Genomic DNA, 20459 nt, shown 5'->3' with positions numbered 1-20459 from the left:
CAAGATAATAGCACACACTTTGAACAGCAACAATTACTTGGTTGTATATAATCCATCATTTAGCTCATTTCCTTCATTTAAAGAAAACGCTTTCTGTCATATTCTGGTATCGAACAGTAGAAAGGAGATTTACTATGTCTATACAAGATAAAGTTATTTTAACTGAAAAAAATATCACTATTCCGACATATCCGGTTGGAAAACCAGAGAAAAATCCAATGTTTTTAGAAGATCGTGTTTACCAAGGTAGTAGCGGTAAAACCTACCCTTTTCCCGTAACTGAAAAAGTATTTGACGAAAAAAAAGATAAAGAGTACAAAGCTATAATATTAGAAAACGAGTATATTCAAGTAACCTTTTTACCTGAACTAGGCGGACGTATCCAACGTATGTTAGACAAGACTAACAACTACGATTTTGTCTACTATAATCATGTCATTAAACCCGCTTTAGTCGGATTAGCTGGTCCATGGATTTCAGGAGGAATTGAATTCAATTGGCCTCAACATCATCGTCCAGATACCTTTGCACCTATAAATTATTACACGCGCAATAACGACGACGGTTCCAAGACTGTTTGGATGAGTGATGTTGACCAAATGTATGGCACTAAGGTATTGGTCGGTTTTACCATGTTCCCTGACAAGGCTTACCTGAAAATAGATGAAACATTTTCAAATCCGACCGATTTACCACAGACCTTTTTATGGTGGGCAAATCCAGCCGTACCAGTAAACGAAAATACTCAATCAATTTTCCCACCAGATGTTAATGCCGTTTTTGATCATGGTAAACGGGCGGTTTCTGACTTTCCAATTGCTACTGGAGAATATTACAAAGTTGACTATTCTAGTGGCGTGGATATTTCACGGTATAAAAACGTCCCTGTCCCTACTTCGTACATGGCGGCTAGTTCTAAATATGATTTCTTAGGAAATTATGATCATCAAAAGAAGGCCGGTTTATTACATGTTGCCAATCATCATACATCTCCCGGAAAAAAACAATGGACATGGGGACATGGGGATTTTGGAAAATCGTGGGATAACCAGCTAACTGACAATGACGGTCCTTACATTGAATTAATGGTTGGTACTTTTACTGATAATCAACCCGATTTCACCTGGCTAAATCCACATGAAGAAAAACATAGCACGGAATACTTTATGCCGTATAAGGAAGTCGGTTCAGTCAAGAATGCAACCGTTGATGCTGCCGTAAATCTAGAAACAACTTCTGAGGGCTTAAAAATCGTTGCATACGCGACATCAGAATTCAAAGATGCACGCATTATTCTGAAAAATAAAAATGATGTACTTATTGATAAAGAAGTCGACTTAAGTCCGGTTAATATTTTTAAGGATATCATTCCTCAAAAATCTAATGAAGTTTTATCTGATTACTCTGTTCAAATAACTGATCAATTTAATAAAATTTTGGTTTCATACCGTCCAGATGCCGAGAAAATGAAACCTATTCCAGATGCTGCTAAAGCCATTCCAAATCCTGAAGATATTAAAACCAACGATGAACTATACAATGCTGGTCAACATCTTGAACAATATCGTCATGCAAGTTTTAGACCAGAGCAATACTATCTAGAAGGACTAAAACGAGATAAATTTGATAAACGCATTAATGATGCTTATGGTCTATTACTCTATCGCCAAGGATTATTTAGTGAAAGTGAGAAATTCTTCAGACGAGCACTCAAACGCCAAAATATGCATAATACTAATCCTGTATCAGGTTTTCCAAGTTATCACTTAGGGATCAGTTTAGAAAAACAAGGTAAATTTGATGAAGCATATGATGCTTTTTACAAAGCAACTTGGTCAGCTGACACAAAATCAATCAGTTTAATTGCGATGGCTAAAATAAAGATGGCCAAAAATGACATCGAAAATGCACTTAAATTTATTAACCAGGCCCTTATATTTAACTATAACGATTTAGAAGCCCGTGCCTTAAAAGGTCATATTTTAATTAAAAAAGAACGACACCATCAGGCTAAAGAAATCTTATTAGACAGTCTTTTAATTGATGAGAGCTGCCCTGCAATCTTATTTGAATTATCTAAATTAGATTCCGATTACCTAACTAAATTATCTGATTTTACTCATGATCGTTTAAATGATGTTCTTGGTCTCGCCGAATTATATATAGAATCTGGCCAATTTGAAGATGCTCTATCTGTTCTTGATGTTTATGATGGAACGAAAAATCCTATGCACCTTTATTATAAGGCATTTGTTTACGAAAAAATGAATTTAGTAGATAAGGCCTTGTCAGCAGCAATTGAAGGTTCCAAAGCTTCTCCCGATTATATATTCCCTAACCGGTTGTTTGAAGTAAATGTTTTAAACTTTATCCAAGCTAAGAATCCTGAGGATGGATTTGCACCTTATTATCTTGGCAATTTGTACTACGATCGTAGAATATATAATAAAGCAGAGAAGCTATGGGAAAAATCGACCCGTATTAATCCTGATTACGCGATGTCACACCGTAATCTTTCTATATCATATTATAATAAGAGTAACCAGCAGCAATTAGCCAAGAAATCATTGGAACGTGCATTTGAACTAGATCCACAGAATTCTCGCTTGGTAATTGAACTAGATTCTCTATACCAAAAACTTAAAATGCCACTTACTGATAGGATTAATTTCTTAGAGAATCATATTGATTTAGTTAACCAACGTGACGATAGCTATATTCAGTACATCACCCTCTTAAATGAAACTGGCAAATATGAACAAGCTTATAATATGATTATGAAACGCAACTTCCACCCTTGGGAAGGCGGCGAAGGCAAAGTCAGTTCTCAATACGAATATGCATTAGTTGAAATGGCCAAAATCGATATAGATAATACGGCATACGAAGATGCAATTCAAAAATTGAAGAAAGCACTCGTCTTCCCCCGTTCCTTAGGAGAAGGAAAGCTACCAACTGCTAATGATAACGTTATCAATTACTACCTTGGATATGCTTATAAAAAATTAAATAAGAATGAAGAAGCCATTAAGTACTTTACCTTAGCAACAACTGGTTTAGAACATCCTTCCAGTGCTCTTTACTATAATGATCAACCTTCTGATACCATCTTCTATCAAGGCTTGGCCTTTGAACAATTAGGAAAGCTTGATAAGGCTTCGGGAAGATATCATCAACTAATTAGTTATGGGAAAAAGCATATTTTTGATAAATTTGAAAAAGATTACTTTGCAGTATCTTTGCCAGACGCCCTTCTTTTTAAAGATGATTATCAGCTACGCAACACTATCGATTGCTACTATTTAATGATCTTAGGTTACATTGGACTTGGAAATCATGATAAAGTCCCTGAAGTTCTTGATTTAGTTGATGATTTAACTAATAATCATCAAGGTATAATTCGGCATCGAGAATTTATTAAATATCAAGTTTAATATAGACAAATTAAAAAGCGCTAAAATTAGTGCTTTTTAATGTATCTGAAAGGTCTCAAAACAATGATAACAATTAAAGAATATAACAAATACAGTCAAATTTCTTTAGAAAATCGTCATGGAATTAAAATCAATTTACTCAACTACGGTGCCACAGTAAAAGATTTTCTGATACCGGGAAGAAAATCACCTTTAGATAACATTGTCTTAAGCTTAGAATCTCCAGAATATTATAATTTAGAACGAACCTATCTTGGAGCCACTGTAGGAAGGGTCATTGGTCGCATAAAAAACGGTGTTTGGCTTGATGGAAAAGCAATTCATAATTTTGACCTAAATGACGGTGTAAACCACGCACACGGTGGATTCAATGGATTAGACACGCAAGTATATAATTATGAAATTGAGGATAACATTGATTGTTCAAAAGTTTATTTCCATTTAATTGACCCCGATGGACATAATAATTATCCCGGAAATTTAGAAATGTCAGTAATATATACTTTGGATCAAAATGATACTTTGTCTTATGAGATCAAAGCAACTACTGATAAAAAAACCATTTTTAATCCAGCCAACCACAGCTATTTCAACTTAAACAGTGGTAATAACATTTTGGACCAATATTTAAGCATAGATGCAGATTATTACTTAGCACTAGATGAAAATAATATTCCATTCAAAAAAGCACAAAAGGTAAAGGAATCAGTTTTTGATTTTCGCAACCCGACATTAATTGGCAAAGCAATTCGATCCAATGACCCTCAAATAAAATCTCAATTAGGATTAAATCACCCATTTTTATTGAATAAAAATGGTAAAATTGACGCTACCTTAGAGAGTTTAGATCATCAACGAAGATTAGAATTATCTACAACCGCACCATCCATCGTCGTATATACTGGGAATCATTTTAATCATAGAGGTTACACAAAAAACATCGGACAATATGCAGGTGTAGCTTTAGAAACACAGGTTCCACCAAGTCAAGACGAACAATTACGTGAGATAACTTTACTACCAGATGAACGCTTTTACCGACGAACTAGTTGGCATATTGATTTTTAATCTTTGATTTAGAACTTTAAAAACCTTTATTCAATCTTAAAAAAACAGGGTGTTCTTGGTACTTTATGTCGTTGCTGATGCAGGATATGATTCTGAAAGCAATTATCTGTATATTGAAGATGAGCTTAGCGGACATGTTGCTTAGATTCCTCACGGAACCACGGTAAAAGGAAATTGTCGTAAATGGAAGAATGATGACCAAAAGGTTATGAATTGGGACGATTACTTCGACCCACACAGCGTTAGATTTAATTTTAATGCTTATCGAAAACGAACTAATAAAAATGGATTCACTAGGACCTTTAAGGAATATGTTGCTGAAAAATACGATGTTGACCACAAACTAATATCAAAATCACTGACTCCAAAGGGATATACAGAAAAAACTTGATTAATGAAGATTGAGAATATTCTAAAGCAAAAAAGAACGAAAAATCGGATTTTTGATTTTTCGTCCTTTTTATTTATTGTGAGAGGCATTTTTGTCACAACCTCATTTTACTTCACTTATTTTTACTTGGTAGTTGTTTTAAGAACTAATGACTCTGGTGTAACTTGTGCATTACCTTTGAACTTCATCACCCGAACTGCATCCATGTTCGTAACGATGACGATCATTGGTGTTTGCTTACCCGCATTTTTAATTGCGTCTAAGTTAACTTTAGCTACAACGTCACCATGTTTAACCATTTGTCCGTCTTCCACCTTAACATCGAATGGAGCACCATTTAATTCTACAGTGTCGATTCCCATATGAAGAAGAACTTCTAAACCGGCATTTGTTTTGAAACCAATTGCATGTTTAGTTGGAAATACTGATGTGATTGTTCCATCAACTGGAGCAGTAATAGTTCCATCAATAGGATTAATAGCATATCCGTCACCTAACATCTTTTGAGCAAACGTGTCATCAGGAATTTCCTCAATGTCCATGTATTGTCCATTAGCAACACTATAGAACTCTTCTGTAACATCCCGTTTAATACCATCAGCAACCGTTTCTTCTGTTGGAGCTGGTTCATCTGCAGTCTTCACTGAAGAAATTGGGGCCTTAGCATTGCTTAATTTTGCAAGTGCATCTGAAACAAATTGAACTTCAGTACCAATAATAATTTGTAGGTTATTTTTATCAATCTTGTTTAATCCTGCAGCACCACTACGTTTGATTGCATTTTCATTAATATTATCTGTGTCATTCAATTTAAGACGAAGACGTGTTGTACAGTTATCCACAACTTGTAAGTTGTCTGAACCGCCTAAAGCAGCATAAATCTTCTTAGCTTGAACAGTATACTTATCATCTGAATCATCAGTTGCAACTTCTTCAACACCGTCATCTTCACCTAGTTCTTCGCGACCTGGGGTCATCAAATGGAATTTCTTAATCGCAAAATCGAAACCAAAATAGTAAATTGCAGCCATTACAAGGCCTTGAACAATTAACCATAGTGGTTGATTAGCGATAGGATTCTTCAAACTAAGCACATAATCAACTAAACCTGCACTGAATGCGAATCCAGCTGTCCAATGCATAAATGCCGCAAATGCAAGTGATAGACCAGTAAAGATAGCATGCAATACGTATAGAGGCCACGCAACGAACATAAATGAGAATTCAAGTGGTTCCGTAACACCGGTGAAGAATGAAGCAAACGCAGCAGCTAACATCAATGATGCTGTAGTTGCTTTATTTTCAGGACGAGCATTTTTGTAAATAGCATAAGCTCCGGCTGGAAGTCCAAACATCATGATTGGGAAGAATCCAGCTTGATACATACCTGTAACACCCTTTGTACCTTGGGAAGCCAAAAATTTACCAATATCATTAATCCCAGCCACGTCAAACCAGAATACGGAATTCAAAGCTTGATGTAAACCAGTTGGGATAAGGAGACGGTTGAAGAAACCGTACAATCCAGCACCAACCCAGCCTAAGTTTAAGATAAACTTAGCGAATGTAACGAGTGCACCGTAAACTGGTGGCCAAATAAATAGTAACACTACACTGACAAGCAGCATAACAAGGGCAGCCATAATTGGTACTAAACGCTTACCACTAAAGAAGGAAAGGGCCATCGGTAATTTTGTTTCGTGGAATCGATTGTATAATGCTGCAGCAATCAAACCAGCAATAATTCCGATAAATACATTACCAATTTGAGCAAACGAAGCATCAACAGTTGTAGGTTTGATGTTCATTAATGTAGCAACCGATTCAGGTTTTAATACATTAACCGGTAGCTCAAAGGCAACTAACCCAGCAAGGGCCGCAGCCCCAGATTGATCGACTGACATCCCAAGGGCTAAGCCAACGGCGAATAACAGTGGTAGTTGACCTAAAACAGCGTTACCACCAGCTTGTAAGAAATGAGCAACTACGTCATTACTGTAAGAAGCCCACCAGTTACCAATACCAACCAACAAAGCGGCGGCAGGTAAAACGGCTACGGGAAGTTGTAAAGAACGACCCATGCGTTGCAAATATGCTTTCATGAAAATACCTCCAAATAGAATATTGAATAAATGCAATAATTCAATTCTATGTTAGTGAAAACGCTGTTTCAAGCGTAAATTATTGGTATAATCCGCTTTATGGGTCTTTTTTATAAAAAAACAAAATTGGTATATACCTATTATTAGTTTTTGAAAGCGCTGTTTTGATAAAAAATTACATATTTGAATTTACCGTGGTCTAAAGGACTAAATTTTTTTAAAAAATTATTGGTTACAACCTCCGTAGACCGCTTTTTTGGACAGCAACTAAATCCTCGTATCACTACTCTCTATCTATTGTTTGCTCAATATGGCTAGAAATCATTCTAAAATTTAATTTGCTATTCGAAAACACACTAAAAAGAAGCCCTATATAAAGGGCTTCCTGCTAATTAGACTTACTATTTTATCCTTTTTAAAGGCGTTAATATAATCGAAGAAACAACCTACTTTAGAAGCGTGCATAACCTAAAGCATGTTGCGCAGCCAAATTAATTAAACTCCATTGCCGGTCGTAACCAGGTTGGAAGAAGAAGTCAGCTTCGGCTAAGTCTTCAACTGTCAAACGGTGTTCTACCGCTAAAGCCAAAACATTTCCTTGAGCAGTTAAATCGCATGTTGAAAGAACTGCGCCACCTAAAACGATGTGGGTATGAGGATCAAACGTGATGTCAACATCCACGCGAACGTTTCCTTCTGACTCAGGAACGTATGCAGGACGAATGTGATCGACATAGTGTGAATTAACGATTTCAACATTAGAGCGTTCTGCAGTAAATTCATTTACACCCGTAGAAGCAAAGTGTTCGTCAAATACATGCAGCGCTGATGAGCCGACTACGCCTTTAAAGATTTGGGTTGGTTTCTTCTCGAAAATATGATTTACAACGTATTGGGCTTCACGCCGGGCAGTTGTAGCTAAAGCAATTGGGGACGGTTTTCCAGCCGGGATAGATAATGGTAAGATGGCATCTCCGACTGCAAATATGTCGGGCACGTTGGTTCTCAAGTAGCCATCCACATTGATGAATCCGCGATCTGTCAGGTCTACTACGCCCTTGAGCCATTCTGTATTAGGTTGTACCCCGGCAGCTTGAATTACAAGGTCTGCAGGATAACTGCCCTTCTTAGTTTCCACACTGGCAACTTTTCCGTCGCCCTTAAATGCGGTAATGCTCTGGCTCATTTCTACTTGGACGCCGTTGTCAGTCAACGTTTTATCGATAATTTCAGTCATTTCAGGGTTGAGATAATTGCCGAGGGGACGATCGATAAAATCAAATAAAGTGACGTGTTTACCTTTCTTAGCAAATACTTCAGCTGCTTCAATCCCGATGTATCCTGAACCAACCACCGCAACATTTTTAATACTATCATCAGTTAATGCTGCCTTAATCTTTGTAGCCCAGTCGTAACCTCGCATTAAATATACATTTTCAAGGTCTGTACCTGGGACTGGCAAATTCTTAGGCGTCACTCCTGAACTAAGAATCAATTTATCATAAGCAACTTGTTCTTCTGTACCTTCTTTTAAATCCTTAACGGTTACCTGTTTTTGGTCAACATCAATTGCCGTAACTTGGTGATTGTTATAAATCTTTCCGCCCTTGGAAGTGATGTCTTCTGGTCGGAAGTTCCTTACGTCATTAACATCCGTAACTTGGTCTTCTAAGTAAAGTTGCATCCCACAGGACATGAACGATACGAAATCACCCATTTCATAAATCGTAACATCGACGTTATCGTATTTATCTAACAGCTCAATTGCCGATTCATGTCCGCCATGTGATGCCCCAACAATAATAACTTTTGCTTTATCCATCTATAATATCCCCCTATTCATAATATTACAGCTATAGTGTAACTCTTTTTGTAAACCGTTTACAAACAAAACGACAATAATTTTACAAAAACTATACTTTAATGCATTAAATGTATTTGCTTAAATAAAATTATTAAGTACTTAACGTTAGATAAGTTAGAGTTTAAATAGAAGTAACCAACAAATCTCCTAATAAAAAAGCCACCCATTTAATAATCAAACAGCTTCAATTATTGTACCTACGCCCATACCGCCACCAACGCAAAGGCTAGCAAGGCCTCTCTTTAATTTTTGATCGTGTAACTCGTATATCAAACTCACTAATATTCTTGCTCCCGAAGCGCCTACTGGGTGTCCCAAAGCAATCGCACCACCATTAATATTCACGTTCTCTGTTTTTAACTTTAATTTTCTAATACATGCAATCGATTGCGCTGCAAAAGCTTCGTTGAGCTCATACAAATCAATGTCTTCTTTCGCTAATCCTGCATTTTTTAATACTTCGTTAACAGCATAGTACGGTCCCATGCCCATCATGTCTGGACTTAAACCTATCAGAGAACAATTCACCCACCTTGCTAAGGGCTTTAATCCGTGTGCGATAACTGCTTCCTTAGAAGCAAGGATTAGCGCTGCAGCCCCATCGTTAATCCCAGAAGAATTGCCGGCAGTAACCTCCCCATCTAACTTAAACGCTGGTTTTAAATTTCCCAATTTTTCAATGGTTGTGTCCTTTCGTGGAGCCTCATCTTTGTTAAATAAATATTTGCCATCCGCTTGATTTATGGTTATTGATGTAATTTCTTTATCAAAGCGACCATTATTTTGCGCATCAACTGCCTTCCGGTGACTAGCTAAAGCAAACTCATCCATTTCACGTCTGCTAACATGGTATTTCGAGGCAACATTTTCAGCGGTAATCCCCATATGATAGTGGCCCCAGGCGTCAGTTAGCGCATCACTTAGAATTGCATCTTCTAAAACTTGATTACCAAGTCGCTGCCCAAATCGCGATTTACGCGAAATTAAAGGCGCTGCCGACATGCTTTCCATTCCTCCAGCAATTACGACTTTTGCCTGTTTTGAAGCGATAAGGCTTGCCGCTAAATTAATACTAGATATACCAGACCCGCACACATCATTAATAGTGATGGCCGGCACAGAATAATTAATGCCTGCGGATACCGCTGCTTGCCTTGCTGGGTTTTGACCATTACCTGCTTGAATCACATTCCCCATAAGTACTTGATCAACGTAATTATCCTCTAAATTAGCTTGTTCCATTGCTGCCTTTATTGCAAATCCGCCTAGTTCAGCGGCTGTAAATCCTTTTAGACTTCCACCTAGTTTGCCGATTGCCGTCCGTTTGGCTGCAACTATATAAATTTCATCCAATCCTTGTTCACCCCATGTATCTTACTAAATGCCATTTTATTTAAAAGAAACGGCACAACTGCTCGTTACTATGCAAAAAATTTATTGACGCTCTTCATCAAGAGTATCTGAGCGCTTTCAAAACTCGTTCTCTCGTTTATTCTTAAGCATTAATGTTATCACTTGTTATATTTCTTTACATATACTATTTATACATCAGGCAAAATCATTACGTTTTTTTATAAAATGCGTTCTCCGCTTTGCCCAATTTCTAAAGCATTTTACCCAAAAATCCTCCATATTCGATAAACTAAAATATGCTAAAATCACATTAGAATCAGAATTTATAAGAAAAGTAGCGTATAAATGCGCATACATCACGCAAAAGTCCGTCAACGATGGTTATTGGCAACGAACGGATTTATCTAAAATATGCTATATCATTTAAGTGAATGGAGAATTTTTATGAGTAGTGAAAAAATTGAATGGCGGAAGGAAGAAAAAGGCTTTTCCCTTAGGAAAAAGCCTCAAATATTAACCATTCCCGAACAAAATTATTTTAGTATTGCTGGCGAAGGTGATCCTAATTTACCTGATTTTCAGAAAAGGGTTCAATCCCTGTATCCTGTTTCTTATGCTATTCGGATGAGTCAAAAGAAAGGCTGGGATATCCCTAACTTTAAGCTATATACGGTGTACCCACTCCAAGGATACTGGGGAATTCAAGACCAATATTTAAATGCTCCGGTAATGAAAAAAGAACACTTTAAATACATTATCAGCATTAAACAACCAAGTTTTGTAACTGACGAGATTGCCAAAGAAGCTCTAGAACGTGCTAAACCTAAGATTGATGCTTCCCTGTTTGATCAAATTTATTTCGAGCATCGTCCAGCACAACTGGTCGCCCAAATCGTACACGTTGGCTCATTTGATACTGAACCCGAAAGTTTTCAAAAATTAGAGCAATTTATTGATGAAGCTGGTTATCAACGTAGTGAAAAAGAACATACGGAAATCTATATGAGCGATTTCCGCCGGGTTGAGGAAGCTAAGCGCAAAACTATTTTACGGGTGGCTATTCAGGAGAAACAGTAATTAGTTAAGGTGATGGTTTGCTTGTTGGCTCTGTGAATATTGTCAAGTATGCCCAATTTTTTCAAGTAAGGTATCTATTTTTTCGAATGAAAAGACCTTGAGGATTTTGTTTCAATCTTTAAGGTCTTTTTTGTTTTTTAGCTAAAACACTAGATATCCATTCTTAACCACCAAATTTTGTGTAAACACAAAGCTTTGTAACCATTCTTTATGTTTCCCACCGCTTAAACCAACTAATCCCACCCGCCAAAAATAATAAGCTAGTGACTAGGCTGGCTACTATTCCAATTACCCCTGTTTGTTCTGCTAAACCGATAACCTGGTTCCTAAAATTTTCGTCTACCGAATTAACTACAAATACATTTGTAATCTCAGACAACCGATAAGCATACGTCCAAGGAATTAAATACCAAATTTTCTCACCAAGATTGGTTGTTCCAATAAGGGTTGACAATAAAAAGCCGAAAATGCTCACGCTAATTGAAATTCCTAAATTCCATTTAAAACTTATCCAGATTTGTAAGGCAACCACTGGCAGAGTTCCAATCACTCCAAAAGCCACTCCCATAAGTAATATTCTTAGCGGAATCGCATTTGCTAGCCCCAAAGTACCTAACCAAAAGATCCCCGTAGATAACAGAATACTAACTAAAAAGCATAAACATAAAAAGATATACTTCGTTAAAAAGATTTTCTTCCTGGAAATTTGGTTAGCGAATAAAGCGGAAAATTGTTTTATTTCAGCTTCTTTATGGATATCTAGTCCTACCAAAACACCTATAAATAACGGCATAATCAAAGATAGCCATATATTGAACCATGTGTTAATAAGATTTATTCGTACAATCCCTTTATGCGTCCAAATATAAAGTATCGTAAAAAACGCAAGCAAAATCGGAAATGCGATAACCATCCACCGAATGCCAGTCCTTTTAATTTTAAGCCACTCTGCACTAATGAAATTCATTTGAGGATACTCTCCTTTTTAAAAATCGCGGCACTTCCAAAAGTAAGCACTACAAATAATCCTACCGCTAGTGAAACACCAACCGGGACCACTGAAGCATTTAGAAGTGCATCTCCAGCCATCAGTTTTGTTCCGTTCGGGTGTACTCCAATCAAGGGACTCAATACTCGAATACCCCAGGTCCAAGGGTCAAAAAGCCAAAAACTTCTGGCTGCAAAATACATCCCGCTAAAAGCACCCATAATAGCTACAGAAAAATTCAATAAGTGTCCCCATAAGTAATCTAATATTAGATGCAACGGTAACAAGGGAAGTAAACATACCCAACAAAACAAATCATCCCAAACTAAATCCACAATTGGAATGGGACCGCCCACAAGCATTATTCCAATTATCGTAAGACCAATCGCCAAACAAAGGTTAGGAATTATCATATAGATTGCAAAAACAATAATCTTATTAATCCATAATTTTTGAGGAACAATATTATGAATTAATTGCGCTTCAAAATTCCTCCCCTCATTTTCTGTATTAATAATCATCATTGCTAATAATGCAATACTGATTGGCAAAAACACTGCTGGCCACCAATTAAAAATAAGTCCGAATAGCTTATCCCAAGTAAAGGTGTTGTTATGTGCCGCGATTGCCTCTTTCGCGTTAGCCGATATTATGGCAATCATTATTGTTAGGATCAATGGCAGAATTGGAATTAGAAAAAACAGCTTTTTCAGAAAAGTCCGCCTATACTTTAATATTTCGACCGCAATACTATTCATAACGTTCACCCTTAGTTAACACAATCTTAGTAAAGAAATCTTCCAAGCTTTCTTTTTGATCTGGTACGCCTTCAAACAACAATTTTCCCCTATTAATGATGCCAATTCGGTCGATTACTTGAGCTACTTCAGATAAAATATGGCTAGAAAGAATCACCGTAATCCCTTGTTTAGGGAAACCTGCGATTAAGTCTCGCAGTTCTTTAACCCCGAAAGGGTCTAACCCGTTGGTTGGTTCGTCTAAAATAAGCAATTTCGGGTTATTCAGCAAAGCCAGTGCAATTCCTAATCGCTGTTTCATTCCCATTGAGAACTTACCCGCCGTCTTTTTGCCAGTCTTTTTTAGATCAACTATTTCTAAGACTTCACTAATTCTGCTAACAGGTATGTTCAATAATTTAGCGTGGACTAATAAATTTTCCTCGGCAGTTAAATTATTATATAAAGCGGGCCCTTCAATCAGCGCACCGATGTTATCTAGATCTTTTCTAGATATCGGATGTCCATCAAAGATAATATTCCCTTCGGTAGGCGCTAGTAGCTGAACAATCATTTTTAATAACGTAGATTTGCCCGCTCCGTTAGGTCCTATCAGACCATATACCGTATTCCTTTTAATGTGCAGTGAGATATCATTATCAGCTAATTCATTTTTGAATTTTTTTGATAAATGACGAGTTTCTAAGATTAAATCTTCCAAACGTAATCCCTCCCTGGATGCCATTGTTTATGGCATTTGTTCCAACCATTGATAAATAACTAAATCGCAATCGTTGCCTTTCATTCCTTAGATCTTCCTTTATAGAAATCGCTTTCAAAAATACGGCTGTCCACGGCATCTAATCACTCGATCGATAAGGATTGAAAGGTTCTATTTTATGTAAAATGCAGGAAGTAACATTAACTTTCACGCATTTTAATTAACTTAATGCATCCGATTGAATTCAAAACTTTTTTAGGTAAAATGGGGACCATCGTCATCCTGCATTTCGCGAAACTTACATTTCAAATCTACTAATAAACTTTCAACTTTTGATTTCACCTAAAGGATAGCACTCGATTACCTCTTAAAATGCATTCTGAATATTCTTTAAAGTTTCTTAGCTTTACCATTTCACCTAACTACTAACACGCGCAGCTAAATGATTAGCCATCCCTAATCTCATTGGTTAGCATCTAAAATTGCCCCTCCCTGAATTTTAAAAAAACAAAAAAGGAAACCACTTCGTCGTTAAACGAAATGATTTCCTTAATAGCCACTACTTACTAATAGCGTGACTTTTTAATGTGCAAAACGCTAAAATCAAACTATTTGGCTTCGATGACGATTTGATCATCAACCAAATCAGCTTTCAAGTTCTTCACATCTAAATGATCAAGATAGAAATCAGTAACCTTGTCCCGAATTTGTTGTTCGATCACTCTTCTTAGTGGACGAGCGCCCATTGCTTCATCGTAACCTTGTTCCATTAACCAATCCTTGGCTGGTTTAGTTACTTCCAAAGTCAAATCTTTCTTCGCCAATGTCTTTTGAACATCCGCAATCATTAGATCAACGATTTGACTTAAGTCTTTCTTAGTTAAGTGTGAGAATTCTACGATGCCGTTGAACCGGTTTAAGAATTCAGGCCGGAAGAATGGCGCAAGTCGATCCATTAGGGATTGATCCTTAGCATCGTCGCCAGTTAATTTTTCGTTACCGAATCCAGCGTTTGACGTTGCAATGATAATTGTGTTCTTGAAGTTGATTACGTTTCCTTGACCGTCCGTTAAACGTCCGTCGTCCATTACTTGAAGTAAAAGTGTTAGGACTTGGGGATCCGCTTTTTCAATTTCATCTAATAGCACAATTGAATATGGGTTCCGCCGTACACGTTCGGTTAGGGTATTTGAGTTATCATCGTATCCTACATAACCAGCTGACGTACCAATTAATTTGGAAACCGCCGTCCGGTCCGAATATTCACTCATGTCCAACCGAATAATCGCATTCTTATTGCCAAACATATCTAAAGCCAACTGTTTAGCTAATTCAGTTTTACCAACCCCGGTCGGGCCGACGAATAGGAAGCTGCCAATTGGTTGTTCACCTTCGGAGAATCCAGCCCGGTTCCGCCGAATTGCCCGAGCAACCATTTCTACCGCTTCGTCTTGACCGATGACCTTGCTCTTCAAACGACTATCTAAATCTTTTAGCCGTTCAATATCGTTAGCACCCATGTCAGAAACTGGAATTCCGGTTAACCGTTCTACCGATTGAGCAACGTCGTCAACCGTTGCAACGACTTCTTCTTTCTTATCTGCATTCTTAATTTGCTTGTTGGTCTCTTCAATCCGTTGCTTTAGGTCAGCGGCACGTTTGAAGTCTTCTTCTTTAACAGCCTGTTCCTTTTCTTTTTCAAGCTTATTGAGCTTTTCTTTTAAGGTTGCTTGATCACTTTCAGGCTGACGAGCTGCCAAGTGGGCGGCGGTCATATCGATTAAGTCAATCGCCTTATCTGGTAGAGTTCTTTGTGGAATGTACTGAACCGAATAATCCACCGCTGCCTTCAAAACATCATCGGGGAGTTTTACGTGATGATGTTTTTCGTATAAATCCTTAACACCTTGCAAAATTTTAAACGTATCTTCCGCGCTTGGTTCATTGACCACCACGTCGTTAAACCGCCGAGCTAGCGCTGCATTTTTCAAAATTGTATTACGGTATTCGTCTTGGGTAGTTGCCCCAATGACGGTTAATTCACCACGGGACAATGCTGGCTTAATAATATCTGCCATCCCTTTGCCACCATCTTCGCCGCCGGTTGAACCCGCGCCAATAATTTGGTGAATTTCGTCAAAGAATAGGATAATATTTCCAGCTGCCTTAACTTCTTTGACTAAGTCTTTGATGTTTTCTTCAAACGACCCCCGATATTGGGTTCCTGCTTCTAGAGAGGATAAATCGATTGAATAAATTTCTTTGCCTTGAATAGCTTCCGGAACGTTACCATTTACAATTGCTTGTGCTAAACCTTCGACAATTGCAGTTTTACCGACTCCGGCGTCCCCAACTAAAATAGGGTTATTCTTTGTTCTCCGGCTCAAAATTTCCGCCGTTTCTTGAATTTCATTTTCACGTCCAATAACTGGATCTAGCAGACCATCGCGGGCTTGTTCAGTCAAGTTAGTTCCTAACTTCTCCAAAATACCACCCTTTTTAAGGGCCTGTTGTCCGTCCTTGGATACTTCGATTGTTTTTGCATTTTCTGGTAGTTTACCAGTTGCTCGATATTGAGCAAACTCATCTGGTGTTAACGACTGCCCATTGACCAAGTAACGAGCGGAATCCGAGTTAGGATTTCCCATCCGTTTGAATACTTGATTAAAAATATCATCCATATCATTGTTGAAAAAAGGATCATTTCCGTAAAAATTGGCCATGTAACAACACCTCCGTTAATTAAATGAAGTAAAAATCGTGTTGCAATATTAATTAGAAGCACTCTTTTCACCTACAACTATAGTATACATCCTTCTTAGCACTCTGTTAAGCAAAGTGCTAACTCGATTACCCTGTATAATATTTATGGGTGTGAAATACCATATTAGCGCGATTTCCCGGCTTTAAAAGTTTTCCGTAAGGATTAAATATTGCGCCTTAGCATCTAAATTTAAACATTCAGGATCTTAAATTTCACTTCCGTACAGCAAGTCGAAACCCATTGGCAAATTTAGAAATATCTCCAACCTGCCACTAACTTTTACAATCGATAGCCATTAAAAATTTGGCTCGGAAATAAAAAAGGAAACCACTCGCCACTAGACGAAATGATTTCCTTTTAGTTATTGAATATTTTTAGCAACTTACTCATGCAGCTGTTTTAAAGCTGCTTTAGGGACGTCCTTTTTAGCAACCTTTTCCCAAGAAATCACTTGGTGCCGCTTGGTGTTATATCCAACCTTTAAATATGCATGTAGTTTTAAGGGCCGTTCTAGCCCGCCTCTAAACTTAGCCATTACTTTTTGGCCATTTTGATCATAGATCGGTTGATGATACATGTAATCCACGACTTGGCTGCCCGAGTCATCTTTTTCAACAATTTTGGTTCCCTGATTAGTGATTTGAGTGTAATAATTTTCGGTACCGTAGTTGGACTTATACCAGAAATAAGCACCCCCGAAAATGAATAAAAATATTGCAACAATGATACCGCTAGCTATAACTCGTTTACGCATAAACTATTCTCCCATTCTAAAAAAAGGCTAACAAGAGTCCAAGTAAAATCCATCCTAACACAATCGCAATGGTTGTTTTCTTATAAATCACTAACAAAGCGATATATTCACGAATTAGCGCGCTCGGTAAAAAGTAAAATGAAGTTGGTGAACCCACACCGTTTGCATTTAATCCCGCCTTACGAGCATAAATTGCACTGCGCAATACATGATAGTTGTTAGTAGCAAAAATAACCTTAGGCATTCCTGACTTTTTCCAATCCTTTTCAATCTTTTGCTTTGAAAATTTCATATTTTGTAAAGTAGTGGTGGATTGGTCTTCTAAAATGATTTTATCTTCGGGAACATGCTGACTTTTAAGGTATTTCGCCATGGCATAGGCTTCTGAAACGGGTTCATCAGGTCCCTGCCCGCCACTAACTACAAACTTAGGGTTTCCAGCCTGTTTCCAAAAGTATTCTAACGCTTTGTCTAGTCGCCCTTTTAAGAGCGGAGTTACGGTTTCTGACCTTATTCCAGCGCCTAACGTAATAATATAATCGACTTTTTCTCTTATAGGAATTATTTGATACAGAAAAGAATAGAACAAATAACAACTAAAGATAAACGTAAAAGTTACGTCGATTCCTATAAAAACGAACAAGATGCCTGTTAACCGCCCCAAGTACTGGTTGGCAAGTAAAATAGCCGCACCCGCACCCAATACAAGTAATAGGTTAACTCCAAAAATTAGCGACAATTTAGCCGTCAAACTTTTGCCTTCGCGCGTTTGCATGACGTAGGTATTAATAATTAAACTAAAACCGACCAGTAACGGAACCACGATAATCCCTAATAGTAAAAACACCGCAAGACTAATGATTCCAATCCTAGAATCCCCAGCTAGATAAGCGGCAATTCCTAAAGTCGCTAGTAAAGTTAAATTAATACAGCTTCCCGCAAAAAAGATTCCTGCAATAAAATTACGCCGATCTTTATATAGGTAAATGCTAGAAACTAAAATAGTAAGAAATAAAAAAAGGTAAGTAAGCATTGCAACCTCCGCGAATTATTTAATAAATACGAAGCAACCATTAAAACTTTTGGTAAATTGCTATTGACTACACGTTATTATATCAACTAGTGGAGGTTCTTACCTCTAAAAAGGCTTGAACAAATCTGCTAAAATCTTTCTCGCCGTTAACTTTTCTGCACATTGCAGCCATAAGTCATCCCAAGGCCACACGCTTATTAACTGGCTTTTAATTTTAAATGTCATACTCATTAAAAACGGAACGTTAAATAGTTACACCGCAGTTTAGTTTCAAAAAAGGTATTGTAATAAATTATTGATTACCACCAAAATGCCAACGCTTAATAAACCAAGGGCTACGATATGTTGGACTTTACTGCGCTTCTTTTGGTTACCCAGCAGGACAACTCCTATTAAATACAACAAATCCCCCCAAATAATAAAAATAAGGTTGCCCGTTTGAATAGTTTCAGAACTCATCTTTGAACCCAAAAACGAGATTGGCAGTCCAAATAATTTCACCTCTTGATCCCCATTTCGACTATGCGCCTTTAAAATCTGCTTACGTTACCTGCCATGGTTTTCACCACGATCTTGTTAACCGGATTTCCAACTAGTTCAGAATCTTTTTTTCTCGTTCCTTCGTAGGTAATTAGATAATCGCTTAATTTTTGATCAATACCTAAATGAACGTTGCCAGTCGTGGTTTTAACGGTTTCTTTAGTAAAGAGCTTATTATTATGCATAAGGGTAATCGCTCCGGTAGTGCTAATAAACGTTGCTGAATTTGCGGAATGACCGATATTAACCAACTCATCAATTGAAATTGCCCCTGTAGTTGTTTTTATTAGTACCTGATTGCTTTGTAGCGTATGCACCGCTATGTCACCCGTAGCAGATTTTAATGAAACCTTTTCTAAACTTAAGTTCTCGGCTCGCAGAGATCCGGTAATCGTTTTAACATTTATTTGACCCTTGTAAGCCGCCGGAACCCCCACCTTAACAAAAATTCCATCAAAAAAATTTAGTGGAGCTAACGGATTTTTCCTTTTTAGTTGTAAATCTAGCTGACCAAACTCCGCATTCTCCGTATACACAAATGAATTTTCTTGTGCGGCATTTGCGAAATAATACTCAATTTTAAGCTGTTCCCCCGCAGTCTGTTCAATAGTTCCCGTTCCCCTTTCAAAATACAAATTAATTTTGTGGACGGCCGATATGTCGTAGTGGTAGTGCATTTTTGCAGAGTTCACACCCTGAAATTGCTGATTCTTATACATCTTTTTTGCTAACCAACAAGAAATTGTTACCGATGATAATGTTGAAATCAATGTAATCGTTTTCGTTTTTAAACATCCTTTCATCAAACAAATTGGTTCATCTCCAACAATTTTAAAACTGGGTAACATTACCAATCTTTTCAGTTCTGATCGTCCATAATGCTAGTCACTCAAATAGCGAATCAACAAGATGTTCCAACATATAATCAAACACTTCTTCATGATCATAAGCAATTGCGTCTTTCTCCGCAGATAGTGCTAATAATGCGGATAAAATCCCCATTACTTTTTCCATTGGTTGCTTACAAACTAGATTACTTTTCTTAATTGCAACGCCTAATTTCTCTAGTGTGTAGTCAGCATTATGCGCAGCTAATCTTTCCTTCGGCAAGCGGTTCAACAATGCTTTAAAGTCCTCACTAGCTAAGGTTTTAATCCAATTTCCCTTATCGTATTCTTCGTATAACCGTTTAAATCCTTCGATAAATCCCTTTTTATCTGGAGAATCGGCGATTGCATCATTCATGCGGTTAATCATCCGATTTTGCACTCGGTCCATTACATCCGCAAAAAGTTCCTCCTTACTATTAAAAAAAATATAAAACGCGCCTTTTGAAATCCCAACTTTATTACAAAGTGTATCAACATTAGTCTTTCGATAACCAACGTTCACCCAACTTTTTTCACATGTTGCATATAAGTTAGCCTTAATTTGGGCTTTTTCCGCAGTTGAAAAACCTCTTGTCATCACTTAGTCCTCCTAAATTTAAAAACGTATGACCAATTTTGAATTTATAGTCATAAAATAGCTAAAAAAATATTTCATACGAACTTAGTTTGATTTAAACCATCTCTTTATTGCTAATTTTAGGTAGTCTCCACATTCTTTTTCATCACCGTCCCCATACACACCA

At 37.3% G+C, this 20459-nt stretch carries 15 protein-coding genes and 1 pseudogene; 4 read left to right on the top strand and 12 right to left on the bottom strand.

What is annotated here, in order from left to right; translation table 11 throughout:
* Positions 1-134 precede the first annotated feature (134 nt).
* The 3 genes and pseudogenes from I6H64_RS03480 to I6H64_RS10095 form a co-directional block, all read left to right on the top strand.
* The gene (locus I6H64_RS03480) at positions 135-3434 is read left to right on the top strand and encodes a tetratricopeptide repeat protein (protein ID WP_008840975.1); all 3300 of its coding nucleotides are present in this window, start codon (positions 135-137) and stop codon (positions 3432-3434) included.
* A 63-nt stretch (positions 3435-3497) separates the two neighbouring features.
* Complete coding sequence (locus I6H64_RS03475; RefSeq protein WP_008840976.1) at positions 3498-4502, top strand: aldose epimerase family protein; 1005 nt, start codon at positions 3498-3500, stop codon at positions 4500-4502.
* A gap of 67 nt (positions 4503-4569) precedes the next feature.
* Positions 4570-4887: pseudogene (locus I6H64_RS10095) on the top strand (IS1182 family transposase); the annotation flags it as partial.
* A 128-nt stretch (positions 4888-5015) separates the two neighbouring features.
* On the opposite strand, the gene nagE reads toward I6H64_RS10095, so the two are convergent.
* From nagE to I6H64_RS03460, 3 genes are all read right to left on the bottom strand, one after another.
* On the bottom strand, positions 5016-6995 hold the full coding sequence (gene nagE, locus I6H64_RS03470) for an N-acetylglucosamine-specific PTS transporter subunit IIBC (protein WP_008840977.1): 1980 nt from the start codon (positions 6993-6995) through the stop codon (positions 5016-5018).
* 451 nt (positions 6996-7446) lie between these two features.
* The gene (locus I6H64_RS03465) at positions 7447-8817 is read right to left on the bottom strand and encodes an FAD-dependent oxidoreductase (protein ID WP_056984979.1); all 1371 of its coding nucleotides are present in this window, start codon (positions 8815-8817) and stop codon (positions 7447-7449) included.
* Between the two features lie 216 nt (positions 8818-9033).
* On the bottom strand, positions 9034-10212 hold the full coding sequence (locus tag I6H64_RS03460; protein WP_008840980.1) for a thiolase family protein: 1179 nt from the start codon (positions 10210-10212) through the stop codon (positions 9034-9036).
* A 444-nt stretch (positions 10213-10656) separates the two neighbouring features.
* Here I6H64_RS03460 and I6H64_RS03455 point away from each other — a divergent pair, with 444 nt between their 5' ends.
* Positions 10657-11289 carry a GyrI-like domain-containing protein gene (locus I6H64_RS03455; RefSeq protein ID WP_036685056.1) on the top strand — a complete coding sequence of 211 codons (633 nt, stop codon included), beginning with the start codon at positions 10657-10659 and terminating at the stop codon, positions 11287-11289.
* Positions 11290-11497: 208 nt separating this feature from the next.
* On the opposite strand, the gene I6H64_RS03450 is transcribed toward I6H64_RS03455, so the two are convergent.
* The 9 genes from I6H64_RS03450 to I6H64_RS03410 all read right to left on the bottom strand — a co-directional run bounded on the left by I6H64_RS03450 (position 11498) and on the right by I6H64_RS03410 (position 20293).
* Positions 11498-12256 (bottom strand): lantibiotic immunity ABC transporter MutG family permease subunit, encoded by a 759-nt coding sequence (locus tag I6H64_RS03450; protein ID WP_056984977.1) that lies wholly within the window; start codon positions 12254-12256, stop codon positions 11498-11500.
* Positions 12253-13035, bottom strand: coding sequence for a lantibiotic immunity ABC transporter MutE/EpiE family permease subunit (locus I6H64_RS03445; protein ID WP_008840983.1), 783 nt, complete (start codon positions 13033-13035; stop codon positions 12253-12255). Before I6H64_RS03445 ends, I6H64_RS03450 begins: the two co-directional genes overlap by 4 nt.
* Positions 13028-13759, bottom strand: coding sequence for a lantibiotic protection ABC transporter ATP-binding subunit (locus tag I6H64_RS03440; RefSeq protein WP_198458926.1), 732 nt, complete (start codon positions 13757-13759; stop codon positions 13028-13030). Before I6H64_RS03440 ends, I6H64_RS03445 begins: the two co-directional genes overlap by 8 nt.
* Before the next feature lie 584 nt (positions 13760-14343).
* Entirely contained in the window at positions 14344-16458 is a 2115-nt protein-coding gene (locus I6H64_RS03435; RefSeq protein WP_056984972.1) for an ATP-dependent Clp protease ATP-binding subunit, read from the bottom strand.
* A gap of 423 nt (positions 16459-16881) precedes the next feature.
* The gene (locus I6H64_RS03430; RefSeq protein WP_008840988.1) at positions 16882-17253 is read right to left on the bottom strand and encodes a YxeA family protein; all 372 of its coding nucleotides are present in this window, start codon (positions 17251-17253) and stop codon (positions 16882-16884) included.
* Positions 17254-17269: 16 nt separating this feature from the next.
* Entirely contained in the window at positions 17270-18286 is a 1017-nt protein-coding gene (locus tag I6H64_RS03425; protein WP_008840989.1) for a YdcF family protein, read from the bottom strand.
* Between the two features lie 270 nt (positions 18287-18556).
* Positions 18557-18745 carry a hypothetical protein gene (locus I6H64_RS03420; protein ID WP_158441190.1) on the bottom strand — a complete coding sequence of 63 codons (189 nt, stop codon included), beginning with the start codon at positions 18743-18745 and terminating at the stop codon, positions 18557-18559.
* Positions 18746-18816: 71 nt separating this feature from the next.
* Complete coding sequence (locus tag I6H64_RS03415; RefSeq protein ID WP_036685059.1) at positions 18817-19674, bottom strand: DUF4097 family beta strand repeat-containing protein; 858 nt, start codon at positions 19672-19674, stop codon at positions 18817-18819.
* Positions 19675-19711: 37 nt separating this feature from the next.
* Positions 19712-20293: a TetR/AcrR family transcriptional regulator gene (locus I6H64_RS03410; protein WP_008840992.1), complete on the bottom strand. Its 582-nt coding sequence runs from the start codon at positions 20291-20293 to the stop codon at positions 19712-19714.
* Between the last annotated feature and the right edge of the window lie 166 nt (positions 20294-20459).

The organism is Pediococcus acidilactici, assembly GCF_016127815.1.
Taxonomy (GTDB): Bacteria; Bacillota; Bacilli; order Lactobacillales; family Lactobacillaceae; genus Pediococcus; species Pediococcus acidilactici.
The sequence above is the reverse complement of the archived record's forward strand: the minus strand, read 5'-3'. Positions and strand labels throughout refer to the sequence as shown.

What these genes read in the sequence shown, in the direction of transcription:
- I6H64_RS03480 (WP_008840975.1), top strand. Translation starts at nt 135, where the DNA reads ATGTCTATACAAGATAAAGTTATTTTAACTGAAAAAAATATCACTATT.
- I6H64_RS03475 (WP_008840976.1), top strand. Translation starts at nt 3,498, where the DNA reads ATGATAACAATTAAAGAATATAACAAATACAGTCAAATTTCTTTAGAA.
- nagE (WP_008840977.1), bottom strand. Translation starts at nt 6,995, where the DNA reads ATGAAAGCATATTTGCAACGCATGGGTCGTTCTTTACAACTTCCCGTA.
- I6H64_RS03465 (WP_056984979.1), bottom strand. Translation starts at nt 8,817, where the DNA reads ATGGATAAAGCAAAAGTTATTATTGTTGGGGCATCACATGGCGGACAT.
- I6H64_RS03455 (WP_036685056.1), top strand. Translation starts at nt 10,657, where the DNA reads ATGAGTAGTGAAAAAATTGAATGGCGGAAGGAAGAAAAAGGCTTTTCC.
- I6H64_RS03450 (WP_056984977.1), bottom strand. Translation starts at nt 12,256, where the DNA reads ATGAATTTCATTAGTGCAGAGTGGCTTAAAATTAAAAGGACTGGCATT.
- I6H64_RS03445 (WP_008840983.1), bottom strand. Translation starts at nt 13,035, where the DNA reads ATGAATAGTATTGCGGTCGAAATATTAAAGTATAGGCGGACTTTTCTG.
- I6H64_RS03440 (WP_198458926.1), bottom strand. Translation starts at nt 13,759, where the DNA reads ATGGCATCCAGGGAGGGATTACGTTTGGAAGATTTAATCTTAGAAACT.
- I6H64_RS03435 (WP_056984972.1), bottom strand. Translation starts at nt 16,458, where the DNA reads ATGGCCAATTTTTACGGAAATGATCCTTTTTTCAACAATGATATGGAT.
- I6H64_RS03430 (WP_008840988.1), bottom strand. Translation starts at nt 17,253, where the DNA reads ATGCGTAAACGAGTTATAGCTAGCGGTATCATTGTTGCAATATTTTTA.
- I6H64_RS03425 (WP_008840989.1), bottom strand. Translation starts at nt 18,286, where the DNA reads ATGCTTACTTACCTTTTTTTATTTCTTACTATTTTAGTTTCTAGCATT.
- I6H64_RS03420 (WP_158441190.1), bottom strand. Translation starts at nt 18,745, where the DNA reads ATGAGTTCTGAAACTATTCAAACGGGCAACCTTATTTTTATTATTTGG.
- I6H64_RS03415 (WP_036685059.1), bottom strand. Translation starts at nt 19,674, where the DNA reads ATGTTACCCAGTTTTAAAATTGTTGGAGATGAACCAATTTGTTTGATG.
- I6H64_RS03410 (WP_008840992.1), bottom strand. Translation starts at nt 20,293, where the DNA reads ATGACAAGAGGTTTTTCAACTGCGGAAAAAGCCCAAATTAAGGCTAAC.